This is a genomic window from Burkholderia sp. BCC0506, from assembly GCF_902833145.1.
Lineage (GTDB): Bacteria > Pseudomonadota > Gammaproteobacteria > Burkholderiales > Burkholderiaceae > Burkholderia.
The window spans coordinates 246,113-262,833 of sequence record NZ_CADFEN010000009.1; the positions used below are offsets into that span (position 1 = coordinate 246,113).

Here is a 16,721-nt window from a genome sequence, read left to right on the forward strand (position 1 = left end):
GATTGCCTTGGAAACCCAGAACACTCTTCGCAAACCGATGGACGGCACCGGTACCTCGCCGGTGACGGTTCTCAAGCGCCTGTGGCCGTATATCCGGCCGCTCGTCGGCATCGTGGTGCTCGCCGTGGTGACGATGGGCGTCGTCGCGGCCACCGAGGCCGGTATTCCGGCGCTGCTCAAGCCGCTGCTCGACCACGGCTTCGGCTCGCACGGCAGCGACCGCGCGAAGTGGTACGTGCCGATCGCGGTGATCGGCCTCGCGCTCGTGCGCGGCGTATCGCAGTACGCATCGAATTACCTGCTCAACTACGTATCGAACCGTATCCTGCTGCAACTGCGGCTCGAGATGTTCCAGCGGATGATCCATACCGGCGCGTCGTTCTTCCAGCGCGAAACCGCGAGCACGGTAATCAACGCGATCGTGTTCGAGGTCAACCAGATCCTGTCGGTGCTGACGGGCGTGATGGTCACGCTCGTGCGCGACTCGCTGACGGTGATCTTCCTGCTCGGCTACCTGTTCTACCTGAACTGGCGGCTCACGCTGATCGTCGCGGTGATCCTGCCGGGCATCGGCTGGCTCGTCAGCAAGATCAACCGCCGGCTGCGCCGCCTGAACCGCGAGCACCAGACGCTGACCAACGAGCTGTCGTACATCGTCGAGGAGACGGTCGGCGGCTACAAGGTCGTCAAGGTGCACAACGGCGAAGCGTACGAGATCGACCGCTTCACGACGATGAGCAAGCGCCTGCGCGGCTACGCGATGCGCATGACGATCTCGGGCGGCCTCGCGCAGCCGCTCACGCAGTTCCTCGCGTCGATCGCGCTCGCGGTCGTGATCACGATCGCGGTCGTGCAGTCGTCGAACGATCAGACGACGGTCGGCGGCTTCGTCGCGTTCGTCACGTCGATGCTGCTGGTGATCTCGCCGCTCAAGCACCTGATCGACGTCAACCAGCCGCTGCAGCGCGGGATGACGGCCGCCGAGCTGATCTTCGGGCTGATCGACGAGCCGGCCGAGCCGCAGGGCGGCGGGCGGCCGCTGTCGCAGGCGCGCGGCGAGATCGAGTTCCGCACCGTGTCGTTCGACTACGGTGCGGCCGAACGGCCGACGCTCGACCGCATCTCGTTCAAGGTCGCGCCCGGCGAAATGATCGCGCTGGCCGGCCCGTCCGGGAGCGGCAAGACCACGCTCGTGAACCTGTTGCCGCGCTTCTTCGACCCGACGGGCGGTACGATCCTCGTCGACGGCGTGCCGGTGTCCGACTACGATCTCCACGCGCTGCGCAGCCAGATGGCGATGGTCAGCCAGGACGTCGTGCTGTTCAACGACACGATCGCCGCGAACGTCGCGTACGGGCAGACGCCCGACCGCGCGCGCGTGCAGGCCGCGCTCGAGGCCGCGAACCTCGCCGAGGCGGTCGCCGCGATGCCCGACGGGCTCGATACGCTGGTCGGCGGCAACGGGATGCGGCTGTCCGGCGGCCAGCGCCAGCGGCTCGCGATCGCGCGCGCGATCTACAAGGACGCGCCGATCCTGATCCTCGACGAAGCGACGTCGGCGCTCGATTCGGAGTCGGAGCGCCACGTGCAGGCCGCGCTCGAGCGGCTGATGGAAGGCCGGACGACGCTGGTGATCGCGCACCGGCTGTCGACGATCGAGCGCGCGGACCGCATCCTCGTGCTCGAGGCCGGCAAGATCGTCGAAGAGGGCAGCCACGACGAACTGCTGCGCCACGGCGGCCTGTACGCGCACCTGCACCGGATCCAGTACCAGCAGCAGGCGGCGTGACGCGCGGTCATGCGGCTGCGATGCCGTGTGCTAGTCTTCATCGGGCAGTCCCGGTCGTTTCTCGTTCGACGTGACACCACGGAGGAAAGACAATGAAGAGGATGCACGGCATGATGCTGGCCGCACTGATCGCGGCGGGCTGCGCCGCCACGGCGGCGACGGCGCAGGATCACGGCAACCACGACAATCGCGATGACCGCGGCGGCCACGGCATGCAGCGCGGCCATGGCCCGAAACATATGCCGCCCGGCCAGGCGATGCATCGCGACGACATACCGCCGCGCTGGGCCGACCAGCCGCGCCGCGAGTGGCACAAGGGCGACCGGCTGCCGGACGAGTTCCGCGATCGCCAGTACGTGGTCGACGACTGGCGCGGCTACCACCTGAGTGCGCCGCCGCGCGGCTACCACTGGGTCGGCGTCGGCGGCGACTACCTGCTCGTGCAGATCGGCTCGGGCATCGTGCTGCGGGTCGGTCCGTAACCGTCGCGCCGCGTTCCGATCGTTCATCCCGGTGCCGGGCGCGTTGCCCGGTACCGCGTCACTTCGCCGCCGCGCGGCGGAACCAGCGCCGTTCGATCCTCGACATCAGCCAGCACACGCCCAGCGCACACACCGTACCGAGCGTCACTTCGCCGAGCCGGATCAGCGGAACGTCCCACAACGGGCCGTTGCCCGGGAACAGCAGCACGATCGTCGCGGTCACGCCGCCGAGCCGCGCCGCGCTGCCGACGTTCAGGCACCAGCAGCAGACGATCGCCACCGCGACGGTGATCGCATACGCGACGAGGCGATCGCCGCCCAACGCCGCACCGGCGAAGCCGAGTACGCCGCCGACCATCGCGCCGATGAACTGGTCGCGCGACAGCGACATCGTGTCCGAGTAGTTGTGCTGCGTGACGGCGATCGCGGTGATCGCCGCCCACACGGCCTGCTCGGTATGCATCGCGCGGCCGATCGCGTACGCGAGGCACGCGCCGCAGACGGCTTGCAGCGCCATCAGCCCGCCTTGCGCGAGCCGCTCGCTGAATGACAGCCCCTTGAACAGATCGAAGATCGACTGCTGGATCTGCTGGCGGGCTTCGTTGAGTGTCCTGATCGTATCCATCGTGCGTCGGCCAAGAAGCGGGTAGCGGCGCCGCGCCGCCGTCAATGCGCCTGTTCGGGCGACGCGGCCGCCGGTTCGTCGGCCGTCGCATCGCCGTTCTCGACGCGGGTTTCGGGCATCGCGAACCAGACCAGCAGCACCGCGAGCGCGCCGGCGGCCGCGAGCCCGAAGAAGCTGACCGCGTTGCCGAAGTGATCGGCGACGTAGCCGGCCACGGCCGTGCTGAGCGTCGCGCCGATCCCGGCCGCGAGCCCGAACAGCCCGATACACAGGTTGTAGCGGCCCTTGCCGCCCGCGACGTCGGCCGCGATCAGCGGCAGCATCACGCCGAACACGGCCGCGCTGATGCCGTCGAGCATCTGCACCGGCACGAGCAGGTACGGGCTGCCGACGCCGGCGAACAGCAGCGCGCGCACCGGCAGCGCGGAGAAGCCGAGCAGCAGGATCGGCCGGCGCCCCCAGCGCTGCGCGGAGCGGCCGACCCACGGCGACAGCATCGCGACGATCGCCTGCGGCACGATGATGCACGCGGCGATCACGAGCTGCACGTTCTCGCCCATCCCGGCCGTCACTTCGCCGGCCGCGAGGTTCAGCATCGCGGCGTTCGACAGGTGGAACAGCACGACGCAGGCCGCGAAGATCAGCATCCGGCGGTCGCGCAACAGTTCGAGCAGCGTTTCGCGCTCGCCGGCCTCGTCGAGATCGTCAGGCTTCGACGACTGCGGAATCACCTGGTGCGTCGGCTGGATCATCGCGAGCGCGAACAGCGCGGGCAGCGCCAGCACGGCGGTCAGCCAGAACACCGCGCGCGCGGAGAAGTATTCGCCGGTGAGCCCCATCAGGCCCGCCGCGACCGCGCTGCCGATCGACGCCCAGCGCGCGTTGCGGCCGAGCCGGTCGCCGAGGTCGGCGCGGCCGACGAGCGAGAACGAAATCGCGGCCATCGCCGGCACGAGCATGCAGCTCGCGAAGCCGTGGAACACCTCGGCGGCGATCACCGGCACGATCGTCGGGCTCGACGCGAGCAGCACCGCGGACAGGATGATGGCCGCGATCGCCCATGCGGCCGCGCCTTTCTTGTTCTTCAGCGCATCGACGGCCGCGCCGCCCGGCACCTGGCTGACCATCGCGCTGATCGTGCCGATCGACAGCACCATGCCGATCTCGCCCTGCGTCCACTTGTGCGACGCGAGGTAGGACGCGATGAACGGACCGAACCCGGTTTGAACGTTTGCAACGAAAAAGTTGAGCCAGTCGAGGGCCCGCAGACTGCGAACGCTGACGGAATGCTTGATCGTCATCGGGTGGCACTCGCAGACGAAGCCGGCACGGCCGGGGCAACGGGCGGGAACACCGCGACGATCGGCTTGTCGGCCGCGTACGGCGGCGCTGCCTTGATCTGGGCGTCGTTCAGGTCGAGCTGTGGGCGCAGCGCCTTGTCGCGCGTGACGAAGCGCAGCGCGCCCCAGCTCGCGGCGATCGAGCGGCGGTCGGGATTGACGAGCCCGCCGAGGTCGAGCACGACGGCCTGCGGCTGTGCGCCGCGGTCGATCAGTACGTCGACGATGCGGCCGATCTTCGTGCCGTTCGGGCGCTCGACGTCGCTGTCGAGCATCGGCAGTCGCGTCGCGGGCGACGCCGCGGCTGACCCCGACAGCGGCACGGCCTTCGGCCGCGCGGCCGGCGGCAGGTCGCCGGACGGCACGTCGAGCACGATCGGCTCCTGCTTGCCGCCCGGCGTGAAGCGGAACACGTTCCACGGGAAGATGACCTTGCGGTCGCCGATGCCCATGAAGCCTTGCAGGTTGACGATCATCTCGCGCGGCTTGCCGCTCGCGTCGACCACCATGTCGACCGCGCGGCCGACCACCTTGCCGTTGCGGCGCGCGACCTCGCTGTCGAGCAGCGCGTGGATCTGCGTGCGGTCGAGCGGGCGCGTCGCGACGAGCGGCGGGGGCGGAGGCGGTGGAGGCGTCGGCGATTCCGGGCGCTGCACGGGCTTCGGCCGCGCCACCTCGCGGTGCGGCTTCTTCGGCGCTTCCGGTTCTTCCGGTTGCGTCGGCGCGGGCACCGGCGGCATCGTCAGCGGCTCGCCGGCGGTTTCCTCGACCGGCTCGACGAGCGCCTCGCTGATCGGCGCGGGCGGGTTCTGGACCGGCAGCAGCCCGCAGCCGGACAGCAGCGCGGCGGCGGCGAGAATCAGGAAGACCGTCGACGACGGCAACGACTTGCAGGATGCGGGAAACGGGAGTCCGCCGCTCATTGACACTCACTCCATGGGTCGGGGGCGGCCCGAGGGCACGCGCTGGCGATGGATGGCGGGTGCGGGCGGCGCACCACGCGAGGTGAGAGTTTAACGTGTCTTGCTTTCAGGACCGGTTTCGAAGGCCTGTTGCAGGCGGACCGTGGGGGAAAGGAAGGAATCGGAGGCCGGTTGGAGGAGGTCCGGCTGCGTTGCCCGGTCGACGACGATGCGGGCCCCGGCTCCCCGGCTTCCCGGCTCAACGCGCCGGGCGGCCGCCTGCGGACAGCGGCAATCGCGCCGCAATCATGGCCATTCGCAGGACGCAACGCCCGCCTGGCCCGCCGTGATGGCGGGCAGGCGCGGGCGCCGTCCGAAGCAGCGTGAAAACCGGGAGATCAGGCGTCCGGATACCACGCGTCGGTGAATTCGCTGACCTTGACGTCCTTCAGTTCCGGACGGGCGGCCAGCCACCCGCGCACGAGTTCGCGGTCGGCATCGGTCGTCGTGCCGCGCGGCGCACCGGAGATCACGTACGCGCCGATACCTTCGTCCGCGGACGCGACGGTCAGCAGCCCGTTCGCTTCGACGAAGTCGATGAACGCATCGATCAACTGGCCGCGCTCGAGGTCGGTCATGTCGTTGCGGTAATGCGCGGTGGCGTTGAACGCGAGTTCCTGGAATTCGCCGATGTGGAGTTTCTTGCGCTGGCGGCGGTTGTGGCCTTGGCTCATGGTGTGTGGTGATGAACGAGAGGTGAGAAAGGATAGCGCGGCGGATGGCGCGGGCGCCCGGTCGACATGCGGCATGGGCGAGGCCGGCGGCGAAGGCGGGCGTATCGCGGGACCGTTCCCGAAACGGTTCTTAAACAATTGCGCGATGCGCCTTTCGCCGTGTGGCCTGGTCAAGCGGTCTATTGCACGCCTGACCGAATGATACAGGGATGGCGAGCGTGGTCCGCTTTGCTAAGGTCTGCGGTCATTCGAACAACAACGAGGGCCGTATGTCGGACAATCGCTATGCGTACGAGGGGCGCGAGGATCTCACGCCGGGGGATTTGTTTTTTTGGATGCGTCCACGAAGAATCTCGGCGCATGGGTCGGCAGGACCATTCCGGTGATCGGGGAGGTTTTTCTGGCCGCAGATGCGGCCGTCATCATGTTCAACACGGTGCGCCGGTACAACGCCGTCGCCAAACCAGAAGACAGGGTGTTCTGATCATGCCGACCGATACGTGGGAAAAGCTGGCCTTATTTGCGCGTGAAGAGCTTGGTCGACCGTTGTTCGGCGGTCAGCTGAGGATCGAACCATTGTCGCGCCTCGAAGAGGATCTGGGTGTGACGGGCATCGACGCAGTCGAGTTCATCGACAAATGGGCAGAAACATTCGGTGTGCATGTCGCCGAGTTTCCTTACGACCGCTACTTCGGTCCCGAGGGGCAAGACATGGTGACGACATTTCTCGCGCTGTTTTCGGAGCGTTACCGCAAGCCGCCGCGCATACCGCTCACACTCGGCATGCTGGAAGAAGCGATGCGCCTCGGCCGATGGGATACCGAAGCGATCGAGCGTTTCTCACGGGAGGCGACCCGCGACGAATAGCCGTTCCCCCACGCATGCAGGTTGCACGAAATCCGTGCGTCGCCGTGGCACGTTTCGCGCAACCGCACACGAGCACGGCGTCACATCAGCACGATATCGTACTGCTCCTGGCTCAGATTCGACTCGACCTGCAGCGACACCGGCTTGCCGATGAAGTCGATCAGCATCGCCAGATGCTGCGACTCCTCGTCGAGGAACAGGTCGATCACCTGCTGCGCGGCGATCACGCGAAACTCGCGCGGGTTGAACTGCCGCGACTCGCGCAGGATCTCGCGCAGGATGTCGTAGCACACGGTGCGCGACGTCTTCACCTGGCCCTTGCCCTGGCAGGTCGGGCACGGTTCGCACAGCACGTGCGCAAGCGATTCGCGCGTGCGCTTGCGCGTCATCTCGACGAGCCCGAGCTGCGAGAAGCCGTTGACCGTCACGCGCGTGCGGTCGCGCGACAGCGCCTTCTTCAGCTCGGACAGCACCGCGTCGCGATGCTCGGCGTTCTCCATGTCGATGAAGTCGATGATGATGATCCCGCCGAGGTTGCGCAGCCGCAGTTGCCGCGCGATCGTGTGCGCGGCCTCGAGGTTGGTCTTGAAGATCGTGTCGTCGAAGTTGCGTGCGCCGACGTAGCCGCCGGTGTTCACGTCGATCGTCGTCATCGCCTCGGTCTGGTCGATCATCAGGTAACCGCCCGATTTCAGGTCGACGCGGCGCGACAGCGCGCGCTGGATTTCCGTCTCGATGTTGTACAGGTCGAACAGCGGCCGTTCGCCCGTGTAGTGATGCAGCTTCGGGCTCACGGCCGGCGTGAACTCGCCCGCGAATTCCGCGAGGCGCGTGTACGTTTCGCGCGAATCGACCTGGATGCGCGTCGTGTCGTCGTTCGCGAAATCGCGCAGCACGCGCTGCGCGAGATCGAGATCCTGGTACAGCAGGCTCGTCGCCGGCAGCCGCTGCGCTTGCGCCACGATCGTCGCCCACGTCTTGCGCAGGTACGCGACGTCGCCGGCCAGCTCGTCGGAAGTGGCGTCCTCGGCGATCGTGCGCACGATGTAGCCGCCTTTCTCGTCCGGCGGGATCACGGCCGTCAGGCGTGCGCGCACGGCCTCGCGTTCGGCTTCGCTCTCGATCTTCTGCGAGATGCCGATGTGCGGCTCCTGCGGCAGGTAGACGAGCGTGCGGCCCGCGATACTGACCTGCGTCGACAGCCGCGCGCCCTTCGTGCCGATCGGATCCTTGATCACCTGGACCATGAGCGTCTGGCCCTCGAACACGATCTTCTCGATCGGCTGGTGCGGCGCGCCCGACTGCGGCTCGCCCGCGAGGCGCGGATGCCAGATGTCGGCGACGTGCAGGAACGCCGCGCGCTCGAGGCCGATGTCGATGAACGCCGACTGCATGCCGGGCAGCACGCGCACGACCTTGCCGAGATAGATGTTGCCGACCCGTCCGCGCGACAGCGTGCGCTCGACGTGAAGCTCCTGCACCGCGCCTTGCTGCACGAGTGCGACCCGCGTTTCCTGCGGCGTGAGGTTGATCAGGATTTCTTCGTTCATGGTGCGGTTCAGAAGGCGACGCGTGCGGTACGCAGCAGCGCGGCAGTCTCAAAAAGGGGCAGACCCATGATACCTGAATGGGAACCGTCGATTCGCTCGATGAATTCGGCCGCGCGGCCCTGGATCGCATACGCGCCGGCCTTGCCGAACGGCTCGCCGGTTCCGACGTAGCGCTCGAACGCGTCGCGCGGTGCAGCAGAAAAGCGTACCGACGAGCGCGACAGCGCGGGCGGCAGCAGTTCGCCGTCGGCGCCGATCACCGCGACGGCGGTCAATACCTCGTGCTCGCGGCCGGCGAGGCGCGTGAGCATCGCAAGCGCGTCGTCGGCGTCGGCCGGCTTGCCGAGGATCGCGCCGTCGATCGTCACGGTCGTATCGGCCACCAGCACCGGCGCGGCCGGCTTGCCGCTCGCGACGAGGCGCGCACGCGCGGCCTCGGCCTTCGCGACGGTCACGCGCCGCACGTACGTGTCGGCGGCTTCGCCGGGCAGTTCGGCCTCGAGCGCCTCGGCATCCTCGTCGGGGCGCGGCAGCAGCAGCTCGAAGCGTACGCCGATCTGCTGCAGCAGCTCCTGGCGGCGCGGGCTTTGCGAAGCGAGGTAAAGCGTCTGGAAAAGCGGGGTCGGAAAAGATGCGGGGGGCGTGCTGGACGGCATGGTGTCGTTATCTCGTTGAGCGCGCGCGGCGCGCGTCTCGAGGACGACGCGTCAGGCGCGGTGGTAGGGGTGATTCTGCGTGATGCTCCACGCCCGGTAAAGCTGTTCGGCGAGCAGCACGCGCACCATGCCGTGCGGCAGCGTCATGCTCGAGATGCGCAGCAGCACGTCGGCGCGTGCTTTCAGTTCCGGATCGAGCCCGTCGGCGCCGCCGATCACGAACGCGACGTCGCGGCCGTCCTGCTGCCAGCCGGGCAGCGCCTGCGCGAGCTGCATCGTGGTCCAGTCGCGGCCGCGTTCGTCGAGCGCGACGAGGCGCGCGCCCTTCGGCAGCGCGGCCTCGATCTTCTGCCGCTCGGCCGCCATCACGCTTTCGGCGCTGCGGCCGCCCGAACGCAGTTCAGGCTTGATTTCGCGCAACTCGATGCGCAGCTCGGGCGGCATCCGCTTCGTGTATTCGTCGAAGCCGGATGCGATCCAGCCCGGCATCTTGTGGCCGACCGCGAGGATGTAAAGCTTCATCGGGGAGACGCGCCGCGACTCAGCGGCGGCGGGCGGCCGTCTTGCGCGCCGGGCGTGCGGGCGCTTCTTCCTCTTCCTCGTCGTCTTCGCTCGCCGTGGCGAAGCCGTTGCCCTTGCCGCCGCCGAGCTTCATCCGCACGGGCTTGTCGCCCCAGATTTCCTCGAGGTTGTAGTACTGGCGCAGCGCCGGCTGCAGGATGTGCACGACCGCGTCGCCGCAGTCGACCAGCACCCATTCGCCGGTGTCCTCGCCCTCGGAGCTGACGACGTCGCCGCCGGCTTCCTTGACCTTGTCGCGCACGTTCGACGCGAGGGCCTTGGTCTGGCGGTTGGAGGTGCCCGAGGCGACGACCACGCGGTCGAACAGTTCGGTCAGGTGGCTGGTGTTGAACACCTTGATGTCTTGCGCCTTGACGTCTTCGAGGGCGTCGACGATCACGCGCTGCAGTTTGCGAATATCCATGGATTCAGGAATGGTAGAGGCGATGTTGAAGAATATAGGCCCATACGGCGGCCGGCACATGTTCGGCCGACGCGTCGGGCATTTGCGCATGGCGTGCGATGCATTCGCGCAGGTGCGCGCGGATGTCGGTCGCGGCGATGTCGAACGAAAGGGCCGTATCGATCAGCAGGCGGCCTGCCGGCGCGGCCTTGAGCACGTCCGCATCGGCCTGCCGCGCGGCGATTTCCCGCGCGACGTCCGGCGGCGCCGCGCCGAGCTCGAAGCCCGGGCGCGTCGATACGCCGATGTGCGCGTAGTCGAACAGCGCACGCCAGTCGCGCCACGTATCGAGGCGCACGAGCTGGTCGGCGCCGATCAGCAGCGACAGCGACGCATCCGGGCCGATCCGCTCGCGCCAGCGCGCGAGCGTCTCGACCGTGTAGGTCGGGCCGGTGTGCTCGATCTCGTCGGTGGCGACGGTCACGGCGACACCCGGCATCGACAGCGTGCCGGCGGCCGCGCGCGTCATCGCGAGCCGGTGCTCGGCGGCCGACACGTCGCGCTTCTGGTATGGCTGCCCGGCGGGCAGCAACACGAGTTCGGTCAGGTCGAGCAGCTCGGCGAACCGGCGCGCGAGCGCGAGATGGCCGTCGTGGATCGGGTCGAAGGTGCCGCCCAGCAAGCCGATACGGCGCGGCAGCGGGGCGGGGCGGGCGGTGGTGTTCAGAAACGCGTCCTTTCGTTGGGGCAGCGGTGCGCGCGGGCTCAGACCCAGTCGCGCGGCACGAGGAAGTCGCTGTACAGGCGCGCTTCGGGCGAACCCGGCTCGGGTTGCCAGTTGTAGCGCCAGTTCGCGACCGGCGGCATCGACATCAGGATCGACTCGGTCCGGCCGCCGCTTTGCAGGCCGAACAGCGTGCCTCGGTCGAACACGAGGTTGAATTCGACGTAGCGGCCGCGGCGGTATGCCTGGAAGTCGCGCTCGCGCTCGCCGTACGGCAGCCCGGCGCGGCGCTCGACGATCGGCAGGTACGCGTACAGGAACGCGTCGCCGACGCTTTGCATCAGGTCAAACGAGCGTTCGAAACCGGGCTCCGAGAAATCGTCGAAGAAGATCCCGCCGATGCCGCGCGTCTCGTTGCGGTGCTTCAGGAAGAAATATTCGTCGCACCATTGCTTGAAGCGCGGGTAGAGCTCGGCGCCGAACGGGTCGAGCGCCTCCTTGCAGGTCTGGTGGAAATGCCGCGCGTCGTCCTCGAACCCGTAAACCGGTGTCAGATCCATGCCGCCGCCGAACCAGAACACGGGCGCCTCGCCCGGTTTCGTCGCGATCAGCATCCGCACGTTCATGTGCACGGTCGGGCAGTACGGATTGCGCGGGTGCAGCACGAGCGACACGCCGAGCGCCTCGAAGCCGCGGCCCGCGAGCTGCGGGCGCGCCGCGCTCGCAGACGGCGGCAGCGCGTCGCCCGCGACGTCGGAAAAACCGATTCCCGCGCGTTCGAACACGCGGCCGCCTTCGAGAATCCGCGTGCAGCCGCCGCCGCGCAGGCGCTCGGCCGGCCCGCGCTGCCACGTGTCGGTCGCGAGCGGCGTGCCGTCGAGCGCGCCGAGTGCATCGGCGATCCGTGTCTGCAGGCCCTGAAGGTACGTGCGCACACGCGCCACGTCGTAGGTCGAATCGGTCATGTCTGGACTGGCTGCCCCCGCCTGACGCGGGGGCCGTAAAAAAAGCGTCTGCCGGGCATTCTATCGAACCCCGGCAGAGGGGCCGCCGCCGCAAGGGCGCGGGGCGGCGATGGCGACGTCACGCGCTCTTGCGGTTGAGCGCGCGAAAGCCGATGTCGCGGCGGTACTGCATGCCTTCGAAATTGATCTGGTTGATCGTGTCGTACGCATGCTGCTGCGCTTCGCGCACCGAATCGGCGAGGCCGACCACGCACAGCACGCGGCCGCCCGAGGTAACCAGCTTGTCGCCGTCGGCGAGCGTCGTGCCCGCATGGAACGTCACGGCCTGCTCGGTTTCGGCCGGGATGCCGTTGATGCGGTCGCCCTTGCGCGGCGCGTCCGGGTAACCGTGCGCGGCGAGCACGACGCCCAGCGCGGTGCGGCGATCCCAGTCGAGCTCGACCGTATCGAGCGTGCCCGCGATCGCCTGCTCGACGACCTTCGAGAAATCGCTCTTCAGGCGCGCCATGATCGGCTGCGTTTCCGGGTCGCCCATCCGGCAGTTGAACTCGAGCGTACGCGGATTGCCGTCCTTGTCGATCATCAGGCCCGCGTACAGGAAGCCCGTGAAGCGGATGCCGTCCTTCTCCATCCCGCGCACGGTCGGCATGATGATTTCGCGCATCACGCGTGCATGCATCTGCGGCGTGACGATCGGCGCGGGCGAATACGCACCCATACCGCCGGTGTTCGGGCCGCGATCCTCGTCGAGCAGACGCTTGTGGTCCTGGCTGGAGGCCAGCGCCAGCGCGTGCTTGCCGTCGACCATCACGATGAAGCTGGCTTCCTCGCCGTCGAGGAATGCCTCGATCACGACGCGCGCGCCGGCGTCGCCGAGCTTGTTGCCCGACAGCATCATGTCGACGGCCGCATGCGCTTCCTCGAGCGTCATCGCGACGACGACACCCTTGCCGGCCGCAAGGCCGTCGGCCTTCACGACGATCGGCGCACCCTTTGCGTCGATGTACGCGTGGGCGGCCGCCGCATCCGAGAAGGTTTCGTAGTCGGCGGTCGGGATGCCGTGGCGTTTCATGAACGCCTTCGCGAAATCCTTCGAGCTTTCGAGCTGCGCGGCTTCGCGGGTCGGGCCGAAGATCTTCAGGCCGCGTGCGCGGAACAGGTTGACGATGCCGGCCGCGAGCGGCGCTTCCGGCCCGACGAGCGTGAACGCGACGCCTTCGCGTTCCGCGAAATCGGCGAGTGCGTCGAGCGACGTGATGTCGACGTTCTTCAGACGCTCGTCCTGCGCCGTGCCGCCATTGCCGGGCGCGACGTAGACCATCTGGACGCGCGGCGACTGCGCGAGCTTCCACGCCAGTGCATGTTCGCGGCCGCCGGAACCGACGACGAGTAGTTTCATGGGATTCCCCGCAGACTAGAAAACAGGGCGGCCGGCACGCTCAGCGCGCGCCGGCCGCGGAATCGGTCGGGCCGCCGCCGCGACAGGTGCGCGGCGGCCGGCATCTCATTCCTCGACGATGACGGCGTTCGTGTACACGTCCTGCACGTCGTCGAGGTTCTCGAGCGCGTCCAGCAGCTTCTGCATCTTCGCCGCGTCGTCGCCGGTGAATTCGACTTCGTTCTGCGGCTTCATCGTCACTTCGGCGAGCTCGGCCTTGAAGCCGGCGGCTTCGAGCGCGTCCTTCACCGCCGAGAACGCCTGCCAGTCGCACAGCACTTCGATCGAGCCGTCGTCGTTCGTGTTCACGTCGTTCGCGCCGGCTTCGAGCGCGGCTTCCATCAGCGCGTCTTCCGACGTGCCGGGCGCGAACAGGAACTGGCCGACATGATCGAACATGAACGCGACCGAGCCGTCGGTGCCCATGTTGCCGCCGAACTTCGAGAACGCGTGACGCACTTCCGCGACCGTGCGCGTGCGGTTGTCGGTCAGCGTGTCGACGATGACCGCCGCGCCGCCGATGCCGTAGCCTTCGTAACGGATTTCTTCGTAGTTCGCGCCGTCCGCGCCGCCGACGCCGCGGTCGATCGCGCGCTTGACGTTGTCCTTCGGCATGTTCGCGTCGGCTGCCTTGTCGACCGCGAGACGCAGGCGCGGGTTCGAGTTGACGTCGCCGCCGCCGAGGCGCGCCGCCACCTGGATTTCCTTGATCAGGCGCGTCCAGATCTTGCCGCGCTTCGCGTCGGCCGCAGCCTTCTTATGCTTGATGTTGGCCCATTTCGAATGACCAGCCATACCTTTCTCCGTGCCCGGGCGCGCGGCGCGGGCGATTGTTTCAGTGTGTCGTTGAATCGGCGGCCGTGTCGGCGGGCATGAAGCCGCGGGGCCGCGCGTGTCGAGTGGATCGTGATTTTATCACGCGGCGACCGCCGGTTCGGGGCCGCCGCGGCTGGCCGAACGGCCGGGGCGGCCGTCGCGGCGCGCCGGCGCGTCAGTTCTTGGTGCCGAACAGACGGTCGCCGGCGTCGCCCAGGCCCGGCACGATGTACGCGTGCTCGTTCAGGTGCGAGTCGAGCGACGCGACGAACAGCTTCACGTCGGGGTGCGCGTCCTGGAACACCTGCACGCCCTCGGGCGCGGCGACCAGCGCGACGAACATGATGTTCGCGGCCGGCACGTTGCGGCGCTTGAGCACGTCGACCGCATGCACGGCCGAATAGCCGGTCGCGACCATCGGGTCGCACAGGATGAAGATGCGGTCTTCCAGGTCCGGCAGGCGCACCAGGTATTCGACCGGGCGATGGTCCTCGGCGCGATACACGCCGATGTGGCCGACGCGCGCGGACGGCACCAGGTCGAGCAGGCCGTCCGACATCCCGATGCCCGCGCGCAGCACGGGCACGATCGCGAGCTTCTTGCCCGCGATCACCGGCGCGTCGACCGCCACCAGCGGGGTTTCGACCCGCTTGGTCGTGATCGGCAGGTTGCGGGTGATCTCATAACCCATCAACAGCGTGATCTCGCGCAGCAGTTCGCGGAACGTGCGCGTGGACGTGTCCTTGTCGCGCATGTGCGTGAGCTTGTGCTGGATCAGCGGGTGATCGGTGATGAAGAGGTTCGGGAAACGGCTGTCCTGTTTCATGACGGGGTGCCTTGGCGGCAAAAGGGGATCGGGGCGGCGGCGGGCACGGGCCGGCCGTCGCTTATGGCCGCAATTTTACCAAGGCGCGCGGCGCGATCCGGATATTATCGACGTCTCACGACAATCCGCGTGCCGCGCACGCCCGTTCGCCCGCCCGCCGGCGGCCGCGCGGGGCCGGGCCGGCACGCGCGCCACCAGGGAAGCGACGATGGATCTCGGCATCGAAGGAAAGACCGCGCTCGTGTGCGCGGCAAGCAAGGGCCTCGGGCGCGGCTGCGCGGAAGCGCTGGCCGCGGAAGGCGTGAACCTCGTGATCGTCGCGCGCACGCGCGACACGCTGGAGGAAACCGCGGAGGAAATCCGCGCCGGCGCGAACGTGTCGGTCACCGCGGTCGCTTGCGACATCACGACGCCGGAAGGCCGCGCGGCCGCGCTCGCCGCGTGCCCGCAGCCGGACATGCTCGTGACGAATGCCGGCGGCCCGCCGCCCGGCGACTTCCGCGATTTCTCGCACGACGACTGGATCCGCGCGCTCGAGGCGAACATGCTGACGCCGATCGAGCTGATCCGCGCGACCGTCGACGGGATGATCGCGCGCGGCTTCGGCCGGATCGTCAACATCACGAGTTCGGCCGTGAAGGCGCCGATCGACGTGCTGGCGCTGTCGAACGGCGCGCGCTCGGGGCTGACCGGCTTCGTCGCGGGGCTGTCGCGCAAGGTCGCGGGGCAGGGCGTGACGATCAACAACCTGCTGCCGGGGCTGTTCGACACCGACCGGATCGCGACGACGCTCGCCGCGTCGGCGAAGGCGCAGGGCGTGACGGTCGACGAGATGCGCGCGCGTCGCACCAGGGACATCCCGGCCGGGCGCCTCGGCACGCGCGCCGAATTCGGCGCGGCCTGCGCGTTCCTGTGCAGCGTGCATGCGGGCTACATCACCGGGCAGAACTGGCTGCTCGACGGCGGCGCGTATCCGGGTACGTTCTGACCGGCGCTTTTCGATTCACGACGACAACACAACCACCGAACAACCGAACGACGAAGGAACCGGAGATGAGCAAACCCCGCATCGCACTGATTGCGCACGACGCGAAGAAGGACGAGATCGTCGCGCTCGCGGGCCAGTATCGCGAGACGCTCGCGCAATGCCGGCTGGTCGCGACCGGCACGACGGGCGGCCGCATCGCGGCCGCGCACGGGCTCGAGGTCGAGCGCAAGCTGTCGGGGCCGCTCGGCGGCGACCTGCAGATCGGCGCCGAGCTGGCCGACGGCCGCGTCGACATCGTCGTGTTCCTGCGCGACCCGATGACCGCGCAGCCGCACGACCCCGACATCACCGCGCTGGTGCGCGCGTGCGACGTGCACGACGTGCCGGTCGCGACCAACGTCGCGACCGCGCGGATGCTGCTCGACGATCTGGCGCGGAACATGCAGGACGTTTGCTAGGCGCGGGCCGGCGCGATGGTCCGGGTTTGGCGTCGCCATGTCGCTGCTGCCGCATGGCGACGCTGCGCGGCGAGAATGGCGGCATCGGCATGGGTGACGCGGAATCGGGATATCGCCGATTACCGTAAGGGCCAGACCCACACTTCGGATGCCGTCCAGTAGCAGTCCGAGCTACAGAGGGCGCGTGCACCGTCGATCAGGTCGATATGCCCGCCCCGACCATTCATGTATCCCGGGATGTTCCAGAAGGCCACGATGCCCTTTCTGGCGGCGATGCCCGTCATGGCGTCATCGCGCCGAAACACTTCGGCTTTGCCGAAAGACGCCGGCTCCGCCAGCATCTTGGCCAGCCTGGCTTGCCCCGCCTCGATGCGGCGCCCACGATGCACTCCTTTCTGGATGACCAGTCCGCCGCGCAGCGTTATTCCGCTTTTGACGAGTGCCACGCTGATCCGAATGGCGCACGTATTCGCATACGAAGGATTCTGGATCAGGTCTTGCCAGCCCAATTCCTGGTAAAGCGCTTCCCTCGAGACGGTCTTGTTGCTTGGATAGCGACTGCTCAGTATGGAGAACGGCGGTTTCAAGCGAGCTTCC

General features: G+C 68.2%; 19 protein-coding genes and 1 pseudogene. 6 read left to right on the forward strand and 14 right to left on the reverse strand.

Annotated elements, in window-relative coordinates; genetic code table 11:
- Window positions 1–37 precede the first annotated feature (37 nt).
- Together msbA and HWX62_RS22015 are read left to right on the forward strand one after the other, a co-directional pair.
- Window positions 38–1,789 carry a lipid A export permease/ATP-binding protein MsbA gene (gene msbA / locus HWX62_RS22010; RefSeq protein WP_244136079.1) on the forward strand — a complete coding sequence of 584 codons (1,752 nt, stop codon included), beginning with the start codon at window positions 38–40 and terminating at the stop codon, window positions 1,787–1,789.
- Between the two features lie 92 nt (window positions 1,790–1,881).
- Window positions 1,882–2,271 (forward strand): RcnB family protein, encoded by a 390-nt coding sequence (locus HWX62_RS22015; RefSeq protein WP_175930616.1) that lies wholly within the window; start codon window positions 1,882–1,884, stop codon window positions 2,269–2,271.
- 58 nt (window positions 2,272–2,329) lie between these two features.
- Here the strand turns inward: HWX62_RS22015 and HWX62_RS22020 are convergent, their stop codons facing one another.
- From HWX62_RS22020 to HWX62_RS22035, 4 genes are all read right to left on the reverse strand, one after another.
- On the reverse strand, window positions 2,330–2,896 hold the full coding sequence (locus tag HWX62_RS22020) for an FUSC family protein (RefSeq protein ID WP_175930617.1): 567 nt from the start codon (window positions 2,894–2,896) through the stop codon (window positions 2,330–2,332).
- A 41-nt stretch (window positions 2,897–2,937) separates the two neighbouring features.
- On the reverse strand, window positions 2,938–4,197 hold the full coding sequence (locus HWX62_RS22025) for an MFS transporter (protein ID WP_175930618.1): 1,260 nt from the start codon (window positions 4,195–4,197) through the stop codon (window positions 2,938–2,940).
- Window positions 4,194–5,159 carry a PRC-barrel domain-containing protein gene (locus HWX62_RS22030; protein WP_175930619.1) on the reverse strand — a complete coding sequence of 322 codons (966 nt, stop codon included), beginning with the start codon at window positions 5,157–5,159 and terminating at the stop codon, window positions 4,194–4,196. Before HWX62_RS22030 ends, HWX62_RS22025 begins: the two co-directional genes overlap by 4 nt.
- A gap of 377 nt (window positions 5,160–5,536) precedes the next feature.
- The gene (locus HWX62_RS22035; protein WP_175930620.1) at window positions 5,537–5,872 is read right to left on the reverse strand and encodes a 50S ribosome-binding protein YggL; all 336 of its coding nucleotides are present in this window, start codon (window positions 5,870–5,872) and stop codon (window positions 5,537–5,539) included.
- A gap of 337 nt (window positions 5,873–6,209) precedes the next feature.
- On the opposite strand from HWX62_RS22035, the pseudogene HWX62_RS22040 reads away from it, so the two are divergent.
- Together HWX62_RS22040 and HWX62_RS22045 are read left to right on the forward strand one after the other, a co-directional pair.
- A pseudogene (locus HWX62_RS22040) lies at window positions 6,210–6,356 on the forward strand (STM2901 family protein); the annotation flags it as partial.
- 2 nt (window positions 6,357–6,358) lie between these two features.
- Window positions 6,359–6,739 carry a DUF1493 family protein gene (locus HWX62_RS22045; protein WP_175930621.1) on the forward strand — a complete coding sequence of 127 codons (381 nt, stop codon included), beginning with the start codon at window positions 6,359–6,361 and terminating at the stop codon, window positions 6,737–6,739.
- A gap of 80 nt (window positions 6,740–6,819) precedes the next feature.
- On the opposite strand, the gene rng is transcribed toward HWX62_RS22045, so the two are convergent.
- From rng to upp, 9 genes are all read right to left on the reverse strand, one after another.
- The gene (gene rng / locus HWX62_RS22050; RefSeq protein WP_175930622.1) at window positions 6,820–8,289 is read right to left on the reverse strand and encodes a ribonuclease G; all 1,470 of its coding nucleotides are present in this window, start codon (window positions 8,287–8,289) and stop codon (window positions 6,820–6,822) included.
- An 8-nt stretch (window positions 8,290–8,297) separates the two neighbouring features.
- Window positions 8,298–8,945, reverse strand: a complete 648-nt coding sequence (locus HWX62_RS22055; RefSeq protein WP_175930623.1) for a Maf family protein — start codon at window positions 8,943–8,945, stop codon at window positions 8,298–8,300.
- Window positions 8,946–8,996: 51 nt separating this feature from the next.
- Window positions 8,997–9,467 (reverse strand): 23S rRNA (pseudouridine(1915)-N(3))-methyltransferase RlmH, encoded by a 471-nt coding sequence (gene rlmH, locus HWX62_RS22060; RefSeq protein ID WP_175930624.1) that lies wholly within the window; start codon window positions 9,465–9,467, stop codon window positions 8,997–8,999.
- Window positions 9,468–9,486: 19 nt separating this feature from the next.
- Window positions 9,487–9,930 (reverse strand): ribosome silencing factor, encoded by a 444-nt coding sequence (gene rsfS, locus HWX62_RS22065; RefSeq protein ID WP_006484266.1) that lies wholly within the window; start codon window positions 9,928–9,930, stop codon window positions 9,487–9,489.
- A gap of 4 nt (window positions 9,931–9,934) precedes the next feature.
- Window positions 9,935–10,660 (reverse strand): nicotinate-nucleotide adenylyltransferase, encoded by a 726-nt coding sequence (locus HWX62_RS22070; protein ID WP_175930674.1) that lies wholly within the window; start codon window positions 10,658–10,660, stop codon window positions 9,935–9,937.
- Window positions 10,661–10,674: 14 nt separating this feature from the next.
- Window positions 10,675–11,598, reverse strand: coding sequence for an oxygen-dependent coproporphyrinogen oxidase (gene hemF, locus HWX62_RS22075; RefSeq protein WP_175930625.1), 924 nt, complete (start codon window positions 11,596–11,598; stop codon window positions 10,675–10,677).
- Window positions 11,599–11,716: 118 nt separating this feature from the next.
- Window positions 11,717–12,997 carry a phosphoribosylamine--glycine ligase gene (gene purD / locus HWX62_RS22080; protein ID WP_175930626.1) on the reverse strand — a complete coding sequence of 427 codons (1,281 nt, stop codon included), beginning with the start codon at window positions 12,995–12,997 and terminating at the stop codon, window positions 11,717–11,719.
- Window positions 12,998–13,102: 105 nt separating this feature from the next.
- Entirely contained in the window at window positions 13,103–13,831 is a 729-nt protein-coding gene (locus HWX62_RS22085) for a YebC/PmpR family DNA-binding transcriptional regulator (RefSeq protein WP_175930627.1), read from the reverse strand.
- Window positions 13,832–14,027: 196 nt separating this feature from the next.
- Window positions 14,028–14,678: a uracil phosphoribosyltransferase gene (gene upp, locus HWX62_RS22090; RefSeq protein ID WP_006478229.1), complete on the reverse strand. Its 651-nt coding sequence runs from the start codon at window positions 14,676–14,678 to the stop codon at window positions 14,028–14,030.
- 208 nt (window positions 14,679–14,886) lie between these two features.
- On the opposite strand from upp, the gene HWX62_RS22095 reads away from it, so the two are divergent.
- Together HWX62_RS22095 and HWX62_RS22100 are read left to right on the forward strand one after the other, a co-directional pair.
- The gene (locus HWX62_RS22095) at window positions 14,887–15,666 is read left to right on the forward strand and encodes an SDR family oxidoreductase (RefSeq protein ID WP_175930628.1); all 780 of its coding nucleotides are present in this window, start codon (window positions 14,887–14,889) and stop codon (window positions 15,664–15,666) included.
- A gap of 65 nt (window positions 15,667–15,731) precedes the next feature.
- On the forward strand, window positions 15,732–16,124 hold the full coding sequence (locus HWX62_RS22100) for a methylglyoxal synthase (protein WP_006478230.1): 393 nt from the start codon (window positions 15,732–15,734) through the stop codon (window positions 16,122–16,124).
- Between the two features lie 119 nt (window positions 16,125–16,243).
- Here the strand turns inward: HWX62_RS22100 and HWX62_RS22105 are convergent, their stop codons facing one another.
- Window positions 16,244–16,711 (reverse strand): T6SS effector amidase Tae4 family protein, encoded by a 468-nt coding sequence (locus tag HWX62_RS22105; RefSeq protein ID WP_175930629.1) that lies wholly within the window; start codon window positions 16,709–16,711, stop codon window positions 16,244–16,246.
- Between the last annotated feature and the right edge of the window lie 10 nt (window positions 16,712–16,721).